Source organism: Anaerostipes sp. CAG:276, from assembly GCF_000432215.1.
Classification (GTDB): domain Bacteria; phylum Bacillota; class Clostridia; order Lachnospirales; family Lachnospiraceae; genus Anaerostipes; species Anaerostipes caccae.
Map to the genome: position 1 here is coordinate 60,139 of NZ_FR889191.1, position 19,739 is coordinate 79,877.

Consider the following 19,739-nt stretch of genomic DNA (forward strand, 5'->3'; position numbering starts at 1 on the left):
TTATACTTATATATATAGAAACAATGGGAAGGATCGGTTATGCAAAATAAAAGAATTTATCTTTCTTCACCGCATATGAGTGAAGAAGGATATGAAATGGAGTACATAAAAGAAGCTTTTGATACAAATTGGATTGCTCCTCTTGGTGAAAATGTAAATCAGTTTGAAAAGGAAATTTGTCAAGTGACAGGGGCTAAAGATGCAGCGGCTTTAAGTGCAGGTACTGCAGCTATTCATCTTGCTTTAAAACTATTAGGCGTTGGTGCTGGGGATTTGGTGTTTTGTCAAAGCCTTACATTTTCTGCCAGTGCAAATCCTATCATCTATCAGAATGCAACACCAGTATTTATAGACAGTGAAGAAGAAACATGGAATATGAGTCCTGATGCTTTAGAAAAAGCTTTTCAGAAATATATAAGTTTTGGGAAAAAACCAAAGGCAGTAATTGTTGTTCATTTATACGGCATTGCAGCTAAAATTGATGAGATATTAGAGATATGTAATAAGTATGATGTTCCTTTGTTGGAAGATGCTGCTGAAAGTTTAGGGACTATATATAAAGGCAAAATGACGGGTACATTTGGAAGTTGTGGAGTACTTTCGTTCAATGGCAATAAAATTATTACGTCTTCTGGAGGCGGGATGTTATTACTTAATTCAGAGAAGGCAAAGAAACAAGCAGAAAAAGTACGGTTTTGGGCAACACAATCAAGAGAAGCTGAACGTTATTATCATCATAAAGAGTTAGGATACAATTACCGAATGAGCAATGTTGTGGCGGGAATAGGAAGAGGTCAGTTGATGGTTCTTGATCAACGCATAGAGAAAAAAAGGAAGATCTATACGTTTTATAAGAAAGCTTTTGAAGAAATATCAGATATAAAGATGATGCCGAATAACAATAAAAATCAAAAATGTAATTGTTGGCTTTCTTCGTTTGTTTTGTCTGAAACATGTTCAGTGACACCTTTAGATATTCAACTTGCATTAGAAGATAAAAACATAGAAGCTAGACCCATATGGAAACCAATGCATCTGCAGCCTTTTTATAAAACATATGAATATGTTGATAATGGAGCAACTGCTCAAAAAATTTTTAAAAGAGGATTATGTTTACCATCCGACACAAAAATGACGGAAGAGGAGTTAGAAAGAGTTATAGAAATTGTGAAGGGATTATGGAACTGATGTTCAAACAGGTTTACATTAAAGTTATTAAGAGATGTATAGATTTTTGTATTGCATTCGTGGCTTTGATTCTATTTAGTCCAATTTTTTTAATGGTTGCGTTATCTGTAAGAATAAAATTAGGATCACCAGTATTGTATAAACAGAAGAGACCTGGTCTTAATGGTGAAATATTTAATATGTATAAATTTAGGTCGATGACGAATGAAACGGATAGAGATGGAAATTTACTTTCCGATGAAGAACGGTTAACGAATTTTGGAAAAGCATTAAGAACATCAAGTCTAGACGAACTGCCGGAATTAATTAATATTTTAAAAGGAGATATGGCCATTGTAGGGCCAAGACCTTTATTGGTTGAATACCTAGAATTATATAGTGAAAGACAAAAAAGAAGGCATCAAGTTCTTCCGGGCATTACTGGATATGCGCAAGTTAATGGAAGGAATTCTATTAGTTGGGAAGAAAAATTAGAATTTGATGTTAAATATGTTGATAATATTTCTTTTAAGACAGATATTAAGATATTTATTAAAACATTTAAAACAGTGATTAAGAAAGAAGGAATTAATAGCAGTACTTCAGCCACTATGGAAGCTTTTAAAGGTTCAAAAGAATAAAACGGAGTATATATTATGAATGAAATAGTCATTGTTGGAGCAGGAGCATTTGGAAGAGAAGTTGTATGGTTGATTGAAAGAATAAACAAAGTAAATAATCAATGGAAAATTAAAGGATTTATAGATGATAATATTGCAATTGGCACAAAAGTAGAGAACTATAGTGTAATTGGGAAAGTTTCTGATTTGAAGTCTGTGAGTAAATCTCTGAATGTTGTATGTGCAATTGGAAATGCAATGGTTAGAAAGAAGATAGGGGAGGAGATTGGAGAAAATGATTATCTCATTTTTCCAAATTTAATGGATCCTGATACAGTGGTTTCTCCAGATATTAGAATTGGAAGAGGAAATATTATCTGTGCGGGATGTGTGCTTAGCATAAATGTGAAAATGAATGATTTCAATGTAATTGACTGGAATTGTACTGTTGGTCATGACGTGATTTTAAAAGATTATATTACCTTATATCCTGCAACAAATTTATCTGGATATGTTCAATTAGACGGATGTTCTGAACTTGGCGTTGGTACAAAAATTATTCAGGGAATCCGAGTATGCCAAAGAACAATTTTGGGGGCAGGAAGTGTTGTCATAAATAATTTGACAGAACCAGGTGTGTATGTTGGGGTCCCAGTAAAAAAAATTAAATAATAAAAAATTTGAAAATGGAAATGTAACAGAAAAAATATAATAATACATTATTAAATATGTGGTAAATATACGTTAAGAGGAGAATGATGAAAAAGGACGTTTGGCTGATTAATCATTATGCAACAGAAATGTTTGAAACTCAGGGTGGAAGGCACTATAACTTTGCAATTAATTTAAAAAAGAAAGGATATCGCCCTGTTATAATTTGTGCCTCGTTTCTACATAAAGGTACAAAAAATTATATTGAAGAGAAAGATCAGAGGTTCATTATAAAAGAGCGGGAAGGCATTCCTTTTGTATTCATTAAAACAGGTTCGTATTTTGGCAATGGTAAACAGAGAATAAAGAACATGATAGAGTTTTCTGTAGGTCTGTTGAGAAGTTATAGGGCTTTGATGAAGAAATTAAAAAAACCAGATGTGATCATTGCATCATCTGTTCATCCATTTACTTGCGTTGCAGGTATTATTATATCAAAAAAAATTCATTGCAAAATTATAACTGAAATTCGTGATTTATGGCCCGAAACATTAGTTATGCTAGGAGCACTTAAAGAAAAGAGCATGATAGCAAGGATTTTATACTATGGAGAAAGGTGGATTTACAAAAGATCGGATGCCATTGTTTTTACGATGGAGGGTGGAAAACAATATATAATTGATAGGGGTTGGAATAAAACTATTGATTTAAAAAAAGTTTATTATATTAACAATGGAATTGATTTGGAACAATTTGACCAACAGGTTGAAAGTGGTTATTTTTTTGATGTAGATTTAGAAAGTAATGCTTTTAAGATTATTTATACGGGTACAATCTCGAGAGCAAATGACATTGGAAGAATCGTAAAAGCAGCGGGAGAAGTTCAAAAAATTTATGGAAATAAAATCATGTTCTTAATATATGGACAGGGGGATGAGCAAGCGATTTTAGAAAAATATTGTTTGGATTATAAAATACAGAATGTAAAGTTTAAAGGAAGAGTTCCCAAAAAAAATATTCCATATATCTTAAGTAAAGGGAATATTCTTATTGTAAATTATGCTAAAGAAATATTTGAAAGCAAACATAACGTCCTTAGATATGGAGGAAGTCATAATAAATTGTTTGAATATATTGCAGCAGGTAAACCTGTGCTCTACACACAGCCAAGTGCATATAATCTTGTTGAGAAATATAGATGTGGATTAGTGTTAAAAGAAAATAATTCAGTTGATGGGCTGGTTCAAGGAATCATAAAAATGTATAAGTTAGATAAAGAGGAATATAAAGAGATGTGTGAAAATAGCCGTGTTGCATCACAAGATTTTGAATTTTCACAATTGACTCAAAAATTAATAACGGTGATAGAAAAATGAGATTTAGTATACAAAATAGATTAAAAAATTCTGGTGTTATATATATTTTATTATTAATGCAACTTATGTTGTTGTTTATTCTACCTTCTATGGATGGGAGGATGAATAAAATTCGAATTTTGATTTATACCCTTTTTGCATGTTTATCTGTGGCAACAGTTTTAATGTTTTTAAAAGAAAACTGGGCTAAGAAAGGGATAAACGTTGATGGAAGCTTTCTATGTGTAGTTGGATTTATTGTTTTATGTGCAATATCGGCTTTGTGGGGGATTTCCAGAGGTACTCCGATTTCAGATGTGGTCAGAGGCATACTGCCTTTTACTTGGTTTTGTTATATTGTAATCATAACTCAGGCTTTGCAACAAAAACAAATTGAGAATATGATTCGATTAATTGGCTGGATTTCAATTTTTTATGCTTTGCGAATTATTACATATTATATGGTTTATGTATTTGGACATCCATATCAAAGAGTGACATTTCACTTGATAAAAGCCACATCGATGATTCCGATGGTAGGGTCATTAATTTTAGGATTTTTTTATATTAGAAAAAAAAATAAAAACAAAAAATATTTATTTGGTACTCTCGTTTGTTTTATAGCAGTTATGCTGACAGAGACTAAGTCAATGTTAATGGCGCTTGTGGGTGGATGGATAGTATTGGGTATAGGTGTAGTGATTTATGTTCGAAAAAAAGGGGTAGATAAAAAGAAATTAGTAAGAAAGGTTTTAATTGTTGAATGTTGTTTATTAGCCTGTATGGTAATATTAATGGCGGGAACAAATCTTGGAAAACGATGGAAAACGATGGTGTCAATATCGGATAATAACGGAAGTATAGAAGGTAATGAAGCTGAAGAACCAGAAAAAATAGTAACGGTTGATGAAGGAAGCGTTTCGGTAAGGATTATTGAGTTAAAGATGGCTGTTAAATCGTTCATTAATTCACCCATATTTGGGCAGGGGATTGGGTATCGATGGCAGGCAGATGGACTTGATTATGGAGGGCCAGTATTATATATGCATAATATACTCGCTTATATTTTAATGGATTTTGGAATTTTAGGCGCTGCATATATAATTATTATTTTAGTTGCTATTATAAGAATGAACGCTAAGATGCTTAAAAAATCTAATGGTAAAATAGAGGATGGAGGAGTTTTTTTACTTAGTTTTTCTGTTATAGCGATGGCATTTGTTTATGCTAATTTTTTTGCAGTATTTAGAAGTATTGAGTTTGTCATAATTTGCTCTGTATTCTTTGCAGCAATGGCGGTGGAATATAAAAAATATGATAGGATAGAGTGATATGAAGAAATATTTAAGTACTACATTAAGTGTAGCATTTTTGACAATGTTATCTCAAGTTATTGGTTATATTAGAGAGATGCTTTTTGCATTCTATTTGGGTACATCTAAAGGATTGGAGGCTTTTCAGGTTGCTGAAACTATACCATTACTATTTACTCAAATTTTAATAAGTGCTGTGCCATTAGCGTTAACTCCATTACTCGTAAGGGAACAACAAAAAAAAGATGACAATTTAATTCATAGTGCTATTGTTTTATGTAGTATGATATTGTTGATTTTAGTGGCGGCTATATCGTTTTTTCCGAATATATTTGTTGGGCTTGTTGCACCAGGATTTCATGGAGATAAATTTGTTATAACCTGTAGACTAGTTATAATATTGGCCCCAAATGTTTTCTTTCTTTCAATGGTTTCGATATTTAATTCTTTTTTAAATGCAAATAACCAGTTTATCATACCTACAGCTGCTACTCTGTTTTTGAATGGCAGTATAATATTAATGCAGATTTTAACAAAAGCAAATATATATTATGTTGCCGTTGGCTCAGTGTGCGGCGGGATTTTGATGTTTTTGACTGTCCTAATTATTTGTTGTTTTAAATATAATCTTCGTGTAACTATTCTAAAAGTAAATAAAACTAGTATGAAAATGATTATTGGTGCTATTTTACCTGTTTGTATTATTTCTTCTTTTACTTCAATAAATTTGATGTTGGACAAGTTTTTTGCCTCTTTATTGGGAGATGGAGCAGTAGCAATCTTGTCTTATAGTTATAAAATAGTAAATCTGCCAGTGTATTTATTTATAACATCGGTAACAAAAGTAATGCTACCGGATGTTACACGGCTAATATTAAATGAGCATAAAGAAGAATTATCTAAGATAATAAAAAGAATAGTTTTATTTTGTATATCTGGTGCGGTAGTAACAGTTATCTTATTTCAATTACTAGGCAATTGGGTGGTGCAGTTATTATTTGGAAGAGGAGCGTTTGGGGGAAAGGATATTGCTGCCACGGCTATTTCTTTAAAGTTTTATGCATGTGGAATTGCGGGAATGGCATTGAGTTCTTTTTTTCAGAGCATTTCCTATGCAGGTGGGAGATTTTTTGAACCTTTTGGGGTACTATTTGTTCAGATGATTGTATATATAGGAGTGACATGCCTGACTATAAAAAGTTTGGGAGTGAATGGAATTATATTAGGAAATATAATAGCATTTAATATTTCAATTATCATTTGGTTAATTATATTGAAAAAAAATTATAAAGTAAATTTACTGAAAAGGAAAAAACGAAATGGGAAGATTGATTGATACATTAAAGCGATATGTGCAAAAAGACACATCATCATTGGCGTTTTGGTGGCTTCCTTTGTACGAAGGCTGTGGGGTGTATAATTTAAGTAATACAAGTATTTGTGATTACTATTTGGACTTTTCGTCCAAAGCAGATTATGATTATTTGTTTGATGATCAGGGAGTCCTATTATTAGATTACAAGGGAAAGATGGGGGTGCAATATAATCCTTGTGCAATAGCTCAGTATGGTTTGGGATTATGCTCTAAATATTTAAAAAATAAAGAAGAAAAATATTTATCTAAAATGAAAATTCAAGCTGACTGGCTATACAAAAATATGATAGTTAATGATATAGGAATAGGCAGATTGGAATATACTTTTTCTGGTGACGAGTATAATCAAATTTCTCAAGATAATTATATCTCTGCAATAGCGCAAGGTCAAGCGATTAGTTTTATGTTGAGAGCGGCATTGATTTTAGGAGAGAAAAACTATGAAAAAGCAGCTCAGTATCTGTTTCAATCATTCCAATACAGCGTTTTTGAAGGAGGAGTAGTAAATTTTGATAACAAAGGAAGAATGTATTTGGAGGAAGCTGTAACTGAAAAAATATCATGTATCCTAGATGGTTTTATATATGCCATGTACGGGGTATATGATTATTATTTGTTTTATGAAGACAATACAGCTAAAGAGATTTTCGATAAGTGCTGTTTAACTCTTAAAGAACGGCTTTCTGATTTTGATTTGGGTTTCTGGTCAAGAGCAGATTGTTATCTTGAAAAGCCCAAAATGCCTGCAAGTAAATTTTATCATAATGTCCATGTACAGCAGCTAAAAGCTTTGTATAAATTAACAAAAGATGAGATTTTTCGTTATTATGCAGAAAAGTGGGATAAGTATCAGAAAAATTTTGTATTTAGGAATGTTGCCCTAGTATATAAATGTTGGTTTAAAATTTTTTATTATTGACATAATGGGAAGGAAAAAGTATGTGTGGAATATGTGGTTATATAGATAAAAGTGGATGTTTTGATGGAAGTGAGTTTTTAAAAGAAATGGGGAGTATATTAGCTCATAGAGGACCTGATTATGAAGGCTTATTTTTAGACAAATATATCGGGTTGTGTCACCGAAGATTGTCTATTCTTGATCTGACCAGCAAAGGACATCAACCGATGAAATATCTAGAACGTTATGTCATAGTTTTCAATGGAGAAATATACAACTATTTAGAATTGAAAGATGAATTACAAAAGAGAGGTTATAATTTTACAACAAATACCGATACAGAAGTTATACTTGCAGCATATGATTTTTGGGGAGTGGATTGTTTAAGCAGATTTAATGGTATGTGGGCATTTTCTTTGTGGGATAAAAAAAAGAAACAGCTGTTTTGTGCCCGAGATCGTTTTGGCATTAAACCATTTTATTATAATATTAATAATGAACGTTTTTTATTTGCATCTGAAATCAAAGCATTACTTTGCGATAAGAAAATTGAACGGGTTGCAAATGAACCTATAGTTTTCGACTATTTAACACAAGGATTGGTAGAACATACAAATGAAACTTTTTTTAAAAATGTTTATAAATTGCCGGCAGGGCATTATATGTTGATTAAAGAAAATATAGAGATAGAAATAAAACGGTTTTATGATTTGAAGTTTAATGAAGAAACAAAAGCAAGGGTAAATATAAATGATAAAAAAACCTGTAAAACAACATTTGAGAATTCAGTGAAGCTACGTTTGAGAGCAGATGTTCCGGTTGGAAGTTGTCTCTCAGGGGGATTAGATTCTTCTTCTATTGTTTGTTGCATTGATGAAATCCTTAACAAGATGCCAGAAAAAAAAGAGCAGCATACTTTCTCTTTTTGTACAGATGACAAAAGAATTGATGAAAGAAAATATATGAATGTAGTGACACAACATACTGATACTATTTCACATCAGGTTTTTTCTAGTGAAAATGATTTGAAGAATGAACTAGAAGATTTAATCTATTATCAGGATGAACCATTTTCTTCAACAGGGATGTATGCAAGCTATTGTGTATATAAAGATGCAAAAAAGAATGGGATTACTGTATTATTAGATGGTCAAGGAGCTGATGAAATATTGTGTGGATACAGGAAATCAAGAATTTATTATATTAATAAACTATTAAAGGAAAAACGCTTTGTGACAGCTATAATAGAATTATTTGGATCAATTTCACAAGTAAAAAGTACAATGTTTTTACAAAATGATATATTAAAAATACGTAAAATTTTTTCAAAAAATAAAGTAGAAATAAAAAATAACTATCTCAATAAGAGATTTGAAGAGAAAGAAAATGGTTTTGATTATTCAAGAAAAACAAACTTTCAGTACAACGATGTATTCGTGGCATCTCTGCCTGCGCTATTAAGATATGCAGATCGAAATTCTATGGCATTTTCTATAGAAAGTCGTCTACCATTTTTAGATTATCATTTTGTAGAGTTCTGTGCAAATTTACCTATTGGGAAAAAAATATATCATGGATGGTCAAAGTATATTATGAGAAAAGCATTAAGTATGCCTGAGGCGATAAAAAAGAGGAAAGATAAAATTGGGTTTGCTACACCAGAGGATACTTGGCTAAAGAATGAAAAAGAGTATTTTAAAGGAATATTTTTAGAGAAAGAAGTTCGCTCTTCAGCTTTTATTGATGTTGATAAGCTAATTAATAACTGGGATGAAATATTGGTTAATAAAAATGGAGCAGGCCTTTTTCGTTTTATTTGTTTGGAATTGTGGATGAGAAAATTTAATGTAAAAGCAAATGTTTAAGTCAGGAGGGTGAACCATGATAATGCATGTAGTGGGTAATAGGCCGCAATTAATAAAGTTAGCGCCATTATCCAGGGAACTTCATAAAAGGGGTTATGAAGATATAATAATTCATACGGGACAACACTATGATGAAAATATGTCGGACATCTTTTTTAATGAACTTGGAATAGAAAAACCTTATAAAAACTTAAGGATAGGCAGTGGATCACATGCCCAAATGACTGGCATGGCATTGATGGAACTAGAAAAGCTAATGAATGATATTTCTCCATCGGCTGTAGTTGTATACGGAGACACAAATTCAACTTTGGCAGCAGCATTGGCAGCGGTAAAGTTAGATATACCTATTGTACATATAGAAGCAGGACCGCGTACCTATGCAAAAAATAATCCAGAGGAGATCAATAGAACTTTAGTTGATCATATTTCAAAAATTTTGTGTTGTCCTGATAGAGATTCGGTAGAAAATCTTAAAAAAGAAAATATTATGGAAGGTGTCTTCTTTACTGGGGATATTATGCATGATACTTTTTTATATTGTAAGAAAAAGGGCAATAAAGAAATTTTGGAAAAGTATAATGTTGATAAAGAAGAATATGTGCTTATGACTTGGCACAGACAAGAAAATACAAATTCAAAAGAGCGAATGAATAAAATTTTAAATTTTATTGTGAGAATTAATGACCAAGTTTTATGTCCTTTGCATCCCCGAACCAAAAAAATGCTTGAAATATTTGGATTGTGGGAAAAAGCTTTAAAGATTGAAAATCTGAAAATTGTTGAACCAATAGGGTATATGGACATGGTTGCACTGATGAATGATTGTAAATATGTTTTGTGTGATTCGGGAGGAGTTTCAAAAGAGACATATTTTGCGAAAAAAAGGTGCTTGTTTATGCTTAAATTTAACCCTTGGAAAGAATTGGTGAATAGAGAACATATTATTACAATTGATTTTGATGACAGCAGAGACAGAAGCGATAAAATAAAAATTGCAAACGCAGTAAAAGGAACTGAAGATTGTAACAATGGGGATCTGTTTGGTGATGGAACTACGTCAGAGCAAGTCGTAGAGATTTTAAAAACATACAAATTGATCTAACCTGGAGGAAAATTCATGAAAGATTTATTACTTGAGAGAATCAGAAATAAAAATATTAAGGTTGGAGTCGTTGGTCTGGGTTATGTTGGACTTCCACTAGCTGTAGAAAAGGCAAAAGCGGGATTTGAGACTATTGGATTTGATATACAGGCATCAAAAGTTGATGCGGTCAACTCGGGACATAATTATATTGGCGATGTAGTGGATTCTGATTTAAAGAAATTGGTAGAGACCGGAATGCTTAAAGCGACAACAGATTTTAGCTTTGTCAAGGAGACGGATTTTATTGCAATTTGTGTTCCAACTCCTTTAGACGTGCATCAGCAGCCAGATATTAGTTATGTAAAAAGTTCTACGGAAGCAATTTCTAAATATCTTAAAAAGAATACCATGGTTGTATTGGAATCCACAACTTATCCGGGAACTACGGAAGAACTGATAAAGCCTATTTTAGAGGAAGGTTCCGGACTAAAGTGCGGAGAGGACTTCTACCTTGGCTTTTCACCGGAACGTGTTGATCCGGGTAATTTAATTTATAAGACAAAAAATACGCCGAAGGTTGTTGGGGGCGTAGGAAAAGATGCCACGGAAGTCATTGCAACCATGTATCGCACGGTATTGGAAGGAGATGTATATGAGGTGTCCTCTCCGGCGGTAGCAGAAATGGAAAAAATTTTGGAAAATACCTATCGTAATATCAATATCGGTCTCGTAAACGAGTTGGCAATTCTCTGCCATGAGATGAGGATTAGTTTATGGGAAGTAATTGATGCTGCGAAAACAAAGCCGTATGGCTTTCAGGCATTTTATCCCGGCCCGGGACTTGGTGGTCATTGTATTCCGCTTGATCCATATTATCTTTCATGGAAGGCAAGGGAATATGGTTTCCATACATCTATGATTGAAAGTTCAATGATGATTAATGATAAGATGCCGGAATATACTGTGGAAAGAGCAGGTAATATTTTGAACCGACATAAGAAACCGTTGAATGGATCAAGAGTATTGGTCTTGGGAGTTGCATACAAACAGGATATTGATGATTATCGCGAAAGTCCTGCACTCAAGGTAATTGAAGAGTTTGCGAAAAAAGGATCAAATGTGGAGTTTTATGATCCGTATATATCGGAATACAAATATCAAGGTAAAAAACATAAGGGCATTAGTAAGTTTGATGCGGATGTCGTTGCGTTGTATGATTTGATCTGCATTACAGCCGCACATACCAATATTGATTATGAAATGGTTCAAAAAAATGCAGTTGCAATTTTTGACACCAAGAATGTGATGAAAAATATCGATATCAGAGATAATATTGAGGTTTTGTAATATGAGATTTACTTATAACGCATATAAGCAGTTGATAACTTCTTTAAAAGACAGAGAATATGTTTTTAGTGATTATTTGAATTATTCTCAATATGAGTACGCAGTTATTTTGCGACATGATATTGATATGGATATTGAAAGGGCACTGGATTTGGCAAAATTAGAAGCCAGCCTGGGAGTGAAATCTACATATTATGTTCTGATCAGCAGTGATTTTTATAATGCGTTTTCAAAGAAGAATATATATCTTTTACAGAAAATTAAAGATTGCGGACACGATATAGGGTTGCATTTTGATGAGGAGAAGTATGAAAAGAGAGAGATTAATGTTCCGGACGCAATAGAAAAAGAATTGGATATTTTAGAGAGCTTTCTGGGAGGGGACAGCAGGGTAATAAGTGTATCAATGCATAGACCATCTCAAAAAACTTTGGATTCCAATTATGTCATAAGATCAGGTAATGTGATCAACAGCTATGGAGCAGAGTTCTTTAAAAATTTCAAGTATATATCCGATTCCAGAAGAAATTGGCGGGAAGATGTTTTAGAAATTGTGAATCAGAAGCAATATAATCGCCTGCATATTCTTACGCATCCTATTTGGTATTACGAAGAGGAAAAGGATGTAAGAACGGTTTTAAAAGAATTTTGTCATCAAAAGGTATTTCAGTGTTATGAAAGTCTGAGTGATAATATAAGAGATCTGGGAAGTATCTTGGCGAAAAAGGATTTGTAGATTGTGAGGATGATATGAAAGAACTTCTAATAGGTGATTCTGCCATGATAAAGGTTGTTGCAACCGATGAAATAGTAAGAAAAATTGCCAATGTGTCGGGCGATGATAATCCGGTTCATCTGGATGATCATTATGCCGAACAAACAATTTTTAAGAAAAGAATAGCTCATGGATTGTTTTTATTAAATGGTATTTCCAAACTGCTTGGTACAGTATTGCCGGGAGAAGGAACAATTTTAATATCGCAGTCGTTTAATTATAAACTTCCGGTCTATATAGATGATTGTATTGAAATTAAAGTATGCGTGAAGGATATAAAGAGGGCAAAGAATATATATATAATGGATACAGTTTGTACCAATCAAAATGAAAAAGTTGTGTTGGAGGGCGAGTCGATAGTAAAATGGGAGAAGCAATAAAAGTTAGTCTGAAAGAAATAAAAGCTTTTTTGGACAGTCGGAAATTTGATTTTACTGTTTTAGGAGACGAAATGTGCTCGATTGCGGGATTTTCTTCTTTAGATAATTATAAAGAGGGAACCATAACTTGGATTAAATCAGATAGGAATGGGTATCCGAATGTAAAAGATATACAACTGATTGTCGTACAAGAGGGGGTATATGCAGCTGCGGAGAATCAGATTATTTCCAGGGATTCAAAAGCAATATTCTTCTCTATTATTGAGCACTTCTTTGAAGAGAACAGCGATCACGGCGATCGGATTGGAAAGAATACAGTTATAGGAGGGGAAGTCATATTAGGAGAAAACACAAGAATAGGAAACAATTGTTCTATCACGGGAAAAATTTGTATAGGCGACGATACTACGATCTGTGATAATGTTGTAATAAAAAACAACGTCGCCATTGGAAAAAACTGTTATATTCAGTCGTTGAGTGTTATCGGAGAGGATGGGTTTGGTTACTCCGAAGATGGCAATCACAAAAAGGTTATGGTAAAACACCATGGAGGCGTATATATTGGGAATGATGTGTTTATTGGCAGCCATGTCAATATAGCAAGAGGCACCATTGATGATACCTATATTGCGGATGGAGTGAAAATTGCGCCGTCAACGCATATCGGACACAATAATTATATTGGTCAGGATGCTACTGTCATTTGTTCGCAATCATATGGAAGCGTTCATATTGGAGATAATGCGTATGTTGCCGGAAGTATTATTCGGAACCAATGTGTTGTAGGAAACAATACGATGGTTGGTATGGGTTCTGTAGTGACAAAGGATGTCCCTGATAATAAAGTTGCAATTGGAATACCGGCAAGGATCCTTAAAGAAAGATAGTTGCTGGTAAATATATGCCTTTTGGCAATGGACATGTTGCTGAAAAGATCGTAAAAGAGATTATCAGATTTATAAAGGAGATAGGCTAATATGAAATATGCACTAATAGGTTGTGGAAGAATTTCAACAAATCATGTTCAGGCGGCCGTCAGTAATAACTTTGAATTCGTTGCCGTCTGTGATCTGATTCCTGAACATATGGAAGATGTGTTAATGAAGCATGGATTGGAAAATGATACAACGATCAGGCGTTATACAGATTATAAAAACATGATAGAGGAAAACGATATTGATTTGATCAGTATTGCGACAGAAAGCGGTTTGCATGCAGACATTGCTCTATATTGTATTGAGCATGGAATTCATGTGATCATTGAAAAGCCTATGGCTATGTGTATGCAAGATGCGGAAAAAATTATAAACTTGTCGAAAAAAAGAGGAGTGAAGGTTGCCGCCTGTCATCAAAATAGGTTTAATATTGCTGTACAAAAAATGAGAGAAGCTTTGGAAAGCAACAGATTTGGAAAGCTTTCTCATGGGTCAATTCATGTAAGATGGAATAGAAATAAGAATTATTATACACAAGCACCTTGGCGTGGTACCTGGAAACAAGATGGAGGAGCATTGATGAACCAATGTATCCATGGAATCGATTTACTAAGATGGATGCTTGGTGATGAAGTTGAAAGTGTTTATGGAGTTACAAGGCAACAATTCCATGATTATTTAGAAGCAGAAGATGTAGGATTAGCTGTGATAAAGTTTAAAAATGGGGCAATTGCTACTATTGAGGGTACTACAAATGTATATCCGAAGAATCTGGAAGAAACGCTTTATCTATTTGGAGAAAATGGTACTGTAAAGCTTGGAGGAAAGTCGACAAATAATATTGATGTCTGGGAGTTTTCGAAGGAAACAAAGGAAGATATGAAAAATAAAGGCTTACAGGAGGCAACAAGCAATGTTTATGGAAATGGACATACCAGTCTCTTTAGTGATATGATGGAAGCGATTCGAGATGATCGAGATCCATATGTAGATGCTGAAGCGGGAATGAGAGCTTTAGAGATGGTCCTGGCAATTTATAAAAGTCAGAGAACAGGCGAAGTTGTGCATCTCCCTCTAAAAGATTTTTCAAGCGTAGATATGATTGGAGAATTTTAATGGATCAGAATGAGTACTTTATTCATGAAAGTAGTTATATTGATGAAGATGTTTCAATTGGTCATGGAACAAAGATTTGGCATTTTTGTCATGTTCAAAGCGGTGCTAAAATAGGAAAAGGGTGTTCTTTTGGACAAAATGTAAATATCTCTAACAATGTATTAATCGGTGATGGGTGCAAAGTTCAGAATAATGTATCAATATATGAAGGTGTTGAACTTCATAATTATGTATTCTGCGGTCCATCTATGGTTTTTACAAATGATTTGACTCCCAGAGCCAAGTATCCAAAAGGGAAAGCCGGATTTAAAAAGACAATATTGAAAACGGGGGCTTCAATTGGTGCAAATGCGACAATTGTTTGTGGGTGTGTAGTGGGACAATGGGCTATGGTTGCTGCTGGAGCCGTAGTAACAGATGATGTAAAAGATTACGCGTTAGTAGCAGGAATTCCAGCAAGACAAATTGGTTGGGTTTGTGAATGTGGATCTGTACTTAAAAAATTTGAGTGTGAGATTTGTAGTAGAAAATATGAACTAAAGGCGGATAAGACTCTGTCAGAGATAATTGATAAGACTTAAAAAATGAATCATTAAATCAGCCGTTTGTATAGACGTTAATATATAAAGGTAGGGTATATTTTGATTTTTTAGTTTGTAAATTTTAACAATACATAATAATGGAGGGGATAAAATGAAAAACATTGGACAAAGGACAATTTTGAGTTTGATTATGATTATTTTAATAATGAGTCTCAATTCTGATAGAGGGGGGGGGTAAAGGCTGAGGAGCGTACTCAGAGTCTTCAAGTAACACATAATGTAAAAACGTTTGAAGAATTAGAGACGGTATTGAAAAAGGAAAGAGAAAATGTGAGTTTAAATATTGTACTAAAGAGTGATATTTTATGTAAAGACAGAACATTGTATATTGGTGCTAATACTAATTTGAATCTGAATGGACATACTTTGTTAAAAAAAGGTGGGAATCCACTGTTTTATATAGGAAATGTAGAGAAGAAAACGAAATTAGATCTAATGAAAGACGTAGAGATTAAACCACTGCAGGATCCCAAAAAGTTTATCGTAGAGATAAAAAGTACACAAAATATAAAAAAGGGCCAGAGGGTTTATTTGTCTGATGGCTCCCAGGGTGAAATGAATATCATTGATAAAGTATTGGACGAGAAAAGATTTCTATTAAAAGAGCGACCTCATAGAATATACAAAAGTAAAGCCGGTTATTTGGAGCTTTTCAATGATGAAAAAGCTAATATAACAATACAAAATGGACAGATAAAAAATCAACTTAGACAAAACGGGACGACAGATTCAGGAATGGATGAAACTATTAAGCTCACTAAATCCAGAGGTGAGAAGTCGATTATTGTTGTTGATCATGGACATGATATAGAGTTATCCAATATAAAAATAACCAATGAAAATTATAATCAAAATAATATAGCAATTATGAAAAGTGAAAATATTTCTGTTAATAGTTGTCATGTAGAAGGTGGAAGAAATGCCGTTATTATAGATGCTGGCTCTAGTCTGTGCAAGGTATTAGACAATACATTTTACGATTGTTCTGGTGGAATATATCTTTTTGGGAGCAATAATATAATTACAGACAATGTCATTAATTCAAGCGGTGCAACTCTGAACTCAGGCGATGGAATTACGATTCTTAAATCTGCATCATTTAATAATATTAAAAATAATCAAATTATAGGTGGAAACTGTTATGGGATTTGGGCATTAAAGGGAAAAAGATCAGGCAATAATATTTCAGATAATGTGATTCAAGCGAATGTTACATACGGTATCTATTTAGAAAGCGGTGAAGGGTATTTAATTCAGAATAATAGAACAGAACGAAATTCAGGTGGCATTTGTGCAGAAGAAATTTCAAATTCTAATATTTCTGGAAATTATGTTACAAACAATTTGATTTCCGGTATTTCAATAGGGGAAAAGAGCAAGAAATGTATCATACAAAATAATATTTTATCAGGCAATAACTATGTAGATCCTGAAGAGGCTGGATATGGAGGAGATATCGTGCTCTGGGGAAATCCGAAAGGGATTATTCAAAAGGACAATATTACAGAACAAAAAACACGTAATATAAGATAACATGAGGTATTTTAGATGGAGTTCAGGGATTTAAAACAGCAGTATCAGGAGCTTAAATCTGATATAGATAAAGCTGTACAGTCGGTAATGAAAAATTGTGATTTTATTATGGGTGGACAAGTTAAGCAGTTTGAGCAAAAACTTGCAGAATATGTTGGTGTAAAACATTGCATTTCTTGTGCCAATGGTACAGATGCTTTACAGCTGGCACTTATGGCATGGGATGTAGGAGTCGGAGATGCTGTCTTTGTTCCTGATTTCACTTTCTTTTCATCTGGAGAAGTCGTTGCTCTTCAGGGGGCCACTCCTATATTTGTAGATGTGGATGAAGATACATTTAATATTGATCCAAAAAAATTACAAGAACAGATTGAAAAGATTCTAACAGAAGGAGTATTAAGTCCAAAGGCGATTGTTTCCGTAGATCTCTTTGGTCTTCCAGCAAATTATCAGGAAATTACCCATATTGCTAATAAATATGATTTGCTTTTGCTTGAGGATGGTGCACAAGGTTTTGGTGGAACTATACGTGAAAGAAAGGCGTGCAGTTTTGGGAATATAGGTACGACTTCTTTTTTTCCGGCTAAACCTTTAGGGTGTTATGGTGACGGGGGTGCAATTTTTACTGATGATGATGATATAGCAGAACTAATCAGATCATTTAGAATTCATGGGAAAGGAAATGGTAAATACGATAACATTAGAGTGGGGTTGAATTCACGGCTTGATACTCTTCAGGCTGCAATATTACTGGTAAAATTAGACGCTTTTCAGAAATATGAGTTATCAAATATTAATAAAGCAGCAGAGATATATACAACATTATTAAAGGACAAGGTCAAGACACCAATCGTACCTGAAGGATTTTGCTCAAGTTGGGCCCAGTATACAATCACGTTATCTAGTTCAAAAGAAAGAGATGAATTGAGGGCGTTTTTAGGAACAAAAAAAGTTCCATCTATGATTTATTATCAGAAGCCCATGCATCATCAGAAAGCATTTCAGCAATATTGCTATGAGGAAAAGGATTATACAGTGACAAATAAATTATGTGAGACTGTACTCTCACTTCCAATCCATCCATATTTGAGCAGCGAAGAGATTCAAGAAGTAGCGGGATATATAGATGACTATAAAAACAGATGAACTTTTTCTATAATGTGTTAAAATAAAAAACTGAGGATAAAATACAATGAAATGGAAATCAATAAGTATTAGAAGAGTAGGACTTATTATTTTTGATATAATGGCAATATTAGTTTCATCATATGGAGCTTTATGGATAAGATTTAACGGTGGAATAGAATCCTACTATTTATTATTATTAAATAGATACATACCCATTATTATAGTTCTAACAATGACAGTATTCATATCTATGAAATTTTATTCTAGTCTGTGGCTGTATGCCAGTATATATGAGGTTAGAAATATTATTCTTGCCAACATAATATCAATCGGAATAATTATGGGTGTATTTGTGCTGCTAGGAGTGGATATGTTTCGATCTTGGTATTGCATTTACTTATTACTATTGACTGCTTTAACTGGAGGAATAAGGTTTGTCTATCGTTTTGCGCGTTTGTATTTACAAGAACATGAAATATTTGGAAGAAGTCGTGGAGAAAAAAGTCGCATAATGATTGTAGGTGCAGGTGAGGCCGGAAATCAAATTGCAAAAGAAATTTCTAATTCTGATAAATTAAATAAGATTGTCATTTGTTTTATTGATGACATGGATACAAAACAGGGGCGTTATCTGCAGGGCAAAAAAGTAGTTGGAAAGAGAGAACAGATTCCTATAGCCGCTGAAGAGTATGATATAGACGAAATCTATATAGCAATTCCAAGTATTACTGGCCTTAGACGGAAAGAAATTATTGATATTTGCAGTAAAACTGATTGCAAAATCAAGGTTTTGCCCGGAATATATGAAATACTAACTGATAGAGTGAGTATTAGTTCATTAAGAAATGTTGAAATAGAAGATTTGCTTGGAAGAGACCAAATACATATTAATACTGAAGAAATAATGGGATATGTCAATGATAAAGTGGTTATGGTAACTGGTGGAGGAGGTTCCATTGGCAGTGAACTTTGCAGACAAATTGCCAAACATGGTCCAAAGCAATTGATTTTACTGGATATATATGAAAATAATGCTTACGATATACAACAAGAATTAATGAGAAAATATCCTGCATTGAATTTAAAGGTTTTAATTGCCTCAGTAAGAAATTCTAAAAAAATTGATAAAGTGTTTCATGATTATCATCCGGACACCGTTTATCATGCAGCAGCTCACAAACATGTTCCTCTTATGGAAACATCTCCAAATGAAGCCATAAAAAATAATGTGTTTGGTACTTTTCATGTAGCAAAATCGGCAGATAAGTATGGCGCAGAAAAGTTTATCCTAATTTCTACAGATAAAGCCGTAAACCCAACTAATATTATGGGAGCTACCAAACGAATTTGTGAAATGATAGTACAAACTTTTGGGAAAAAATCCCGTACAGAGTTTGTTGCTGTACGATTTGGAAATGTTTTAGGTTCTAATGGTTCTGTCATCCCGCTATTTAAGAAACAGATTGAGGAGGGGGGACCAGTAACAGTTACCCATCCTGACATTATTAGATATTTTATGACAATACCAGAAGCGGTATCATTAGTACTACAAGCAGGGGCTTATGCAAAGGGCGGCGAGATTTTTGTTTTAG

18 protein-coding genes are annotated in these 19,739 nt (G+C 33.4%); all 18 read left to right on the forward strand.

The window, feature by feature from the left end; translation table 11 throughout:
• The first annotated feature begins 39 nt into the window (after nucleotides 1-39).
• Complete coding sequence (locus QVP35_RS09170; protein WP_009290617.1) at nucleotides 40-1,188, forward strand: DegT/DnrJ/EryC1/StrS family aminotransferase; 1,149 nt, start codon at nucleotides 40-42, stop codon at nucleotides 1,186-1,188.
• Complete coding sequence (locus tag QVP35_RS09175) at nucleotides 1,179-1,808, forward strand: sugar transferase (protein WP_287630178.1); 630 nt, start codon at nucleotides 1,179-1,181, stop codon at nucleotides 1,806-1,808. Before QVP35_RS09170 ends, QVP35_RS09175 begins: the two co-directional genes overlap by 10 nt.
• Before the next feature lie 15 nt (nucleotides 1,809-1,823).
• A complete protein-coding gene (locus QVP35_RS09180) occupies nucleotides 1,824-2,459 on the forward strand; it encodes a NeuD/PglB/VioB family sugar acetyltransferase (protein ID WP_022261067.1) in 636 nt (211 codons plus the stop codon).
• Between the two features lie 86 nt (nucleotides 2,460-2,545).
• Nucleotides 2,546-3,814, forward strand: a complete 1,269-nt coding sequence (locus tag QVP35_RS09185) for a glycosyltransferase family 4 protein (protein WP_022261068.1) — start codon at nucleotides 2,546-2,548, stop codon at nucleotides 3,812-3,814.
• Entirely contained in the window at nucleotides 3,811-5,124 is a 1,314-nt protein-coding gene (locus QVP35_RS09190; protein WP_022261069.1) for an O-antigen ligase family protein, read from the forward strand. Before QVP35_RS09185 ends, QVP35_RS09190 begins: the two co-directional genes overlap by 4 nt.
• 1 nt (nucleotide 5,125) lies before the next feature.
• Complete coding sequence (locus tag QVP35_RS09195) at nucleotides 5,126-6,442, forward strand: lipid II flippase MurJ (RefSeq protein WP_022261070.1); 1,317 nt, start codon at nucleotides 5,126-5,128, stop codon at nucleotides 6,440-6,442.
• Nucleotides 6,426-7,400 (forward strand): D-glucuronyl C5-epimerase, encoded by a 975-nt coding sequence (locus QVP35_RS09200; protein ID WP_009290623.1) that lies wholly within the window; start codon nucleotides 6,426-6,428, stop codon nucleotides 7,398-7,400. Before QVP35_RS09195 ends, QVP35_RS09200 begins: the two co-directional genes overlap by 17 nt.
• A 20-nt stretch (nucleotides 7,401-7,420) precedes the next feature.
• On the forward strand, nucleotides 7,421-9,244 hold the full coding sequence (gene asnB, locus QVP35_RS09205) for an asparagine synthase (glutamine-hydrolyzing) (RefSeq protein ID WP_022261071.1): 1,824 nt from the start codon (nucleotides 7,421-7,423) through the stop codon (nucleotides 9,242-9,244).
• A gap of 16 nt (nucleotides 9,245-9,260) precedes the next feature.
• The gene (gene wecB / locus QVP35_RS09210) at nucleotides 9,261-10,349 is read left to right on the forward strand and encodes a non-hydrolyzing UDP-N-acetylglucosamine 2-epimerase (protein WP_009290626.1); all 1,089 of its coding nucleotides are present in this window, start codon (nucleotides 9,261-9,263) and stop codon (nucleotides 10,347-10,349) included.
• A gap of 15 nt (nucleotides 10,350-10,364) precedes the next feature.
• Entirely contained in the window at nucleotides 10,365-11,678 is a 1,314-nt protein-coding gene (locus QVP35_RS09215) for a nucleotide sugar dehydrogenase (RefSeq protein ID WP_009290627.1), read from the forward strand.
• A gap of 1 nt (nucleotide 11,679) precedes the next feature.
• Entirely contained in the window at nucleotides 11,680-12,414 is a 735-nt protein-coding gene (locus QVP35_RS09220; RefSeq protein WP_009290628.1) for a hypothetical protein, read from the forward strand.
• A gap of 14 nt (nucleotides 12,415-12,428) precedes the next feature.
• Nucleotides 12,429-12,833 (forward strand): MaoC family dehydratase, encoded by a 405-nt coding sequence (locus QVP35_RS09225; protein WP_009290629.1) that lies wholly within the window; start codon nucleotides 12,429-12,431, stop codon nucleotides 12,831-12,833.
• Complete coding sequence (locus QVP35_RS09230) at nucleotides 12,818-13,720, forward strand: DapH/DapD/GlmU-related protein (RefSeq protein ID WP_022261072.1); 903 nt, start codon at nucleotides 12,818-12,820, stop codon at nucleotides 13,718-13,720. The genes QVP35_RS09225 and QVP35_RS09230 overlap by 16 nt, the downstream gene beginning before the upstream one ends.
• Nucleotides 13,721-13,810: 90 nt before the next feature.
• Nucleotides 13,811-14,884, forward strand: a complete 1,074-nt coding sequence (locus QVP35_RS09235) for a Gfo/Idh/MocA family protein (RefSeq protein ID WP_009290631.1) — start codon at nucleotides 13,811-13,813, stop codon at nucleotides 14,882-14,884.
• Entirely contained in the window at nucleotides 14,884-15,465 is a 582-nt protein-coding gene (locus QVP35_RS09240) for an acyltransferase (RefSeq protein WP_009290632.1), read from the forward strand. Before QVP35_RS09235 ends, QVP35_RS09240 begins: the two co-directional genes overlap by 1 nt.
• Before the next feature lie 270 nt (nucleotides 15,466-15,735).
• Nucleotides 15,736-17,019 carry a right-handed parallel beta-helix repeat-containing protein gene (locus QVP35_RS09245; protein ID WP_147510131.1) on the forward strand — a complete coding sequence of 428 codons (1,284 nt, stop codon included), beginning with the start codon at nucleotides 15,736-15,738 and terminating at the stop codon, nucleotides 17,017-17,019.
• A 15-nt stretch (nucleotides 17,020-17,034) separates the two neighbouring features.
• Complete coding sequence (locus QVP35_RS09250; RefSeq protein WP_009290634.1) at nucleotides 17,035-18,165, forward strand: DegT/DnrJ/EryC1/StrS family aminotransferase; 1,131 nt, start codon at nucleotides 17,035-17,037, stop codon at nucleotides 18,163-18,165.
• A 46-nt stretch (nucleotides 18,166-18,211) separates the two neighbouring features.
• On the forward strand, nucleotides 18,212-19,739 hold a 1,528-nt coding region (locus QVP35_RS09255), incomplete at its 3' end, for a polysaccharide biosynthesis protein (protein ID WP_288187846.1).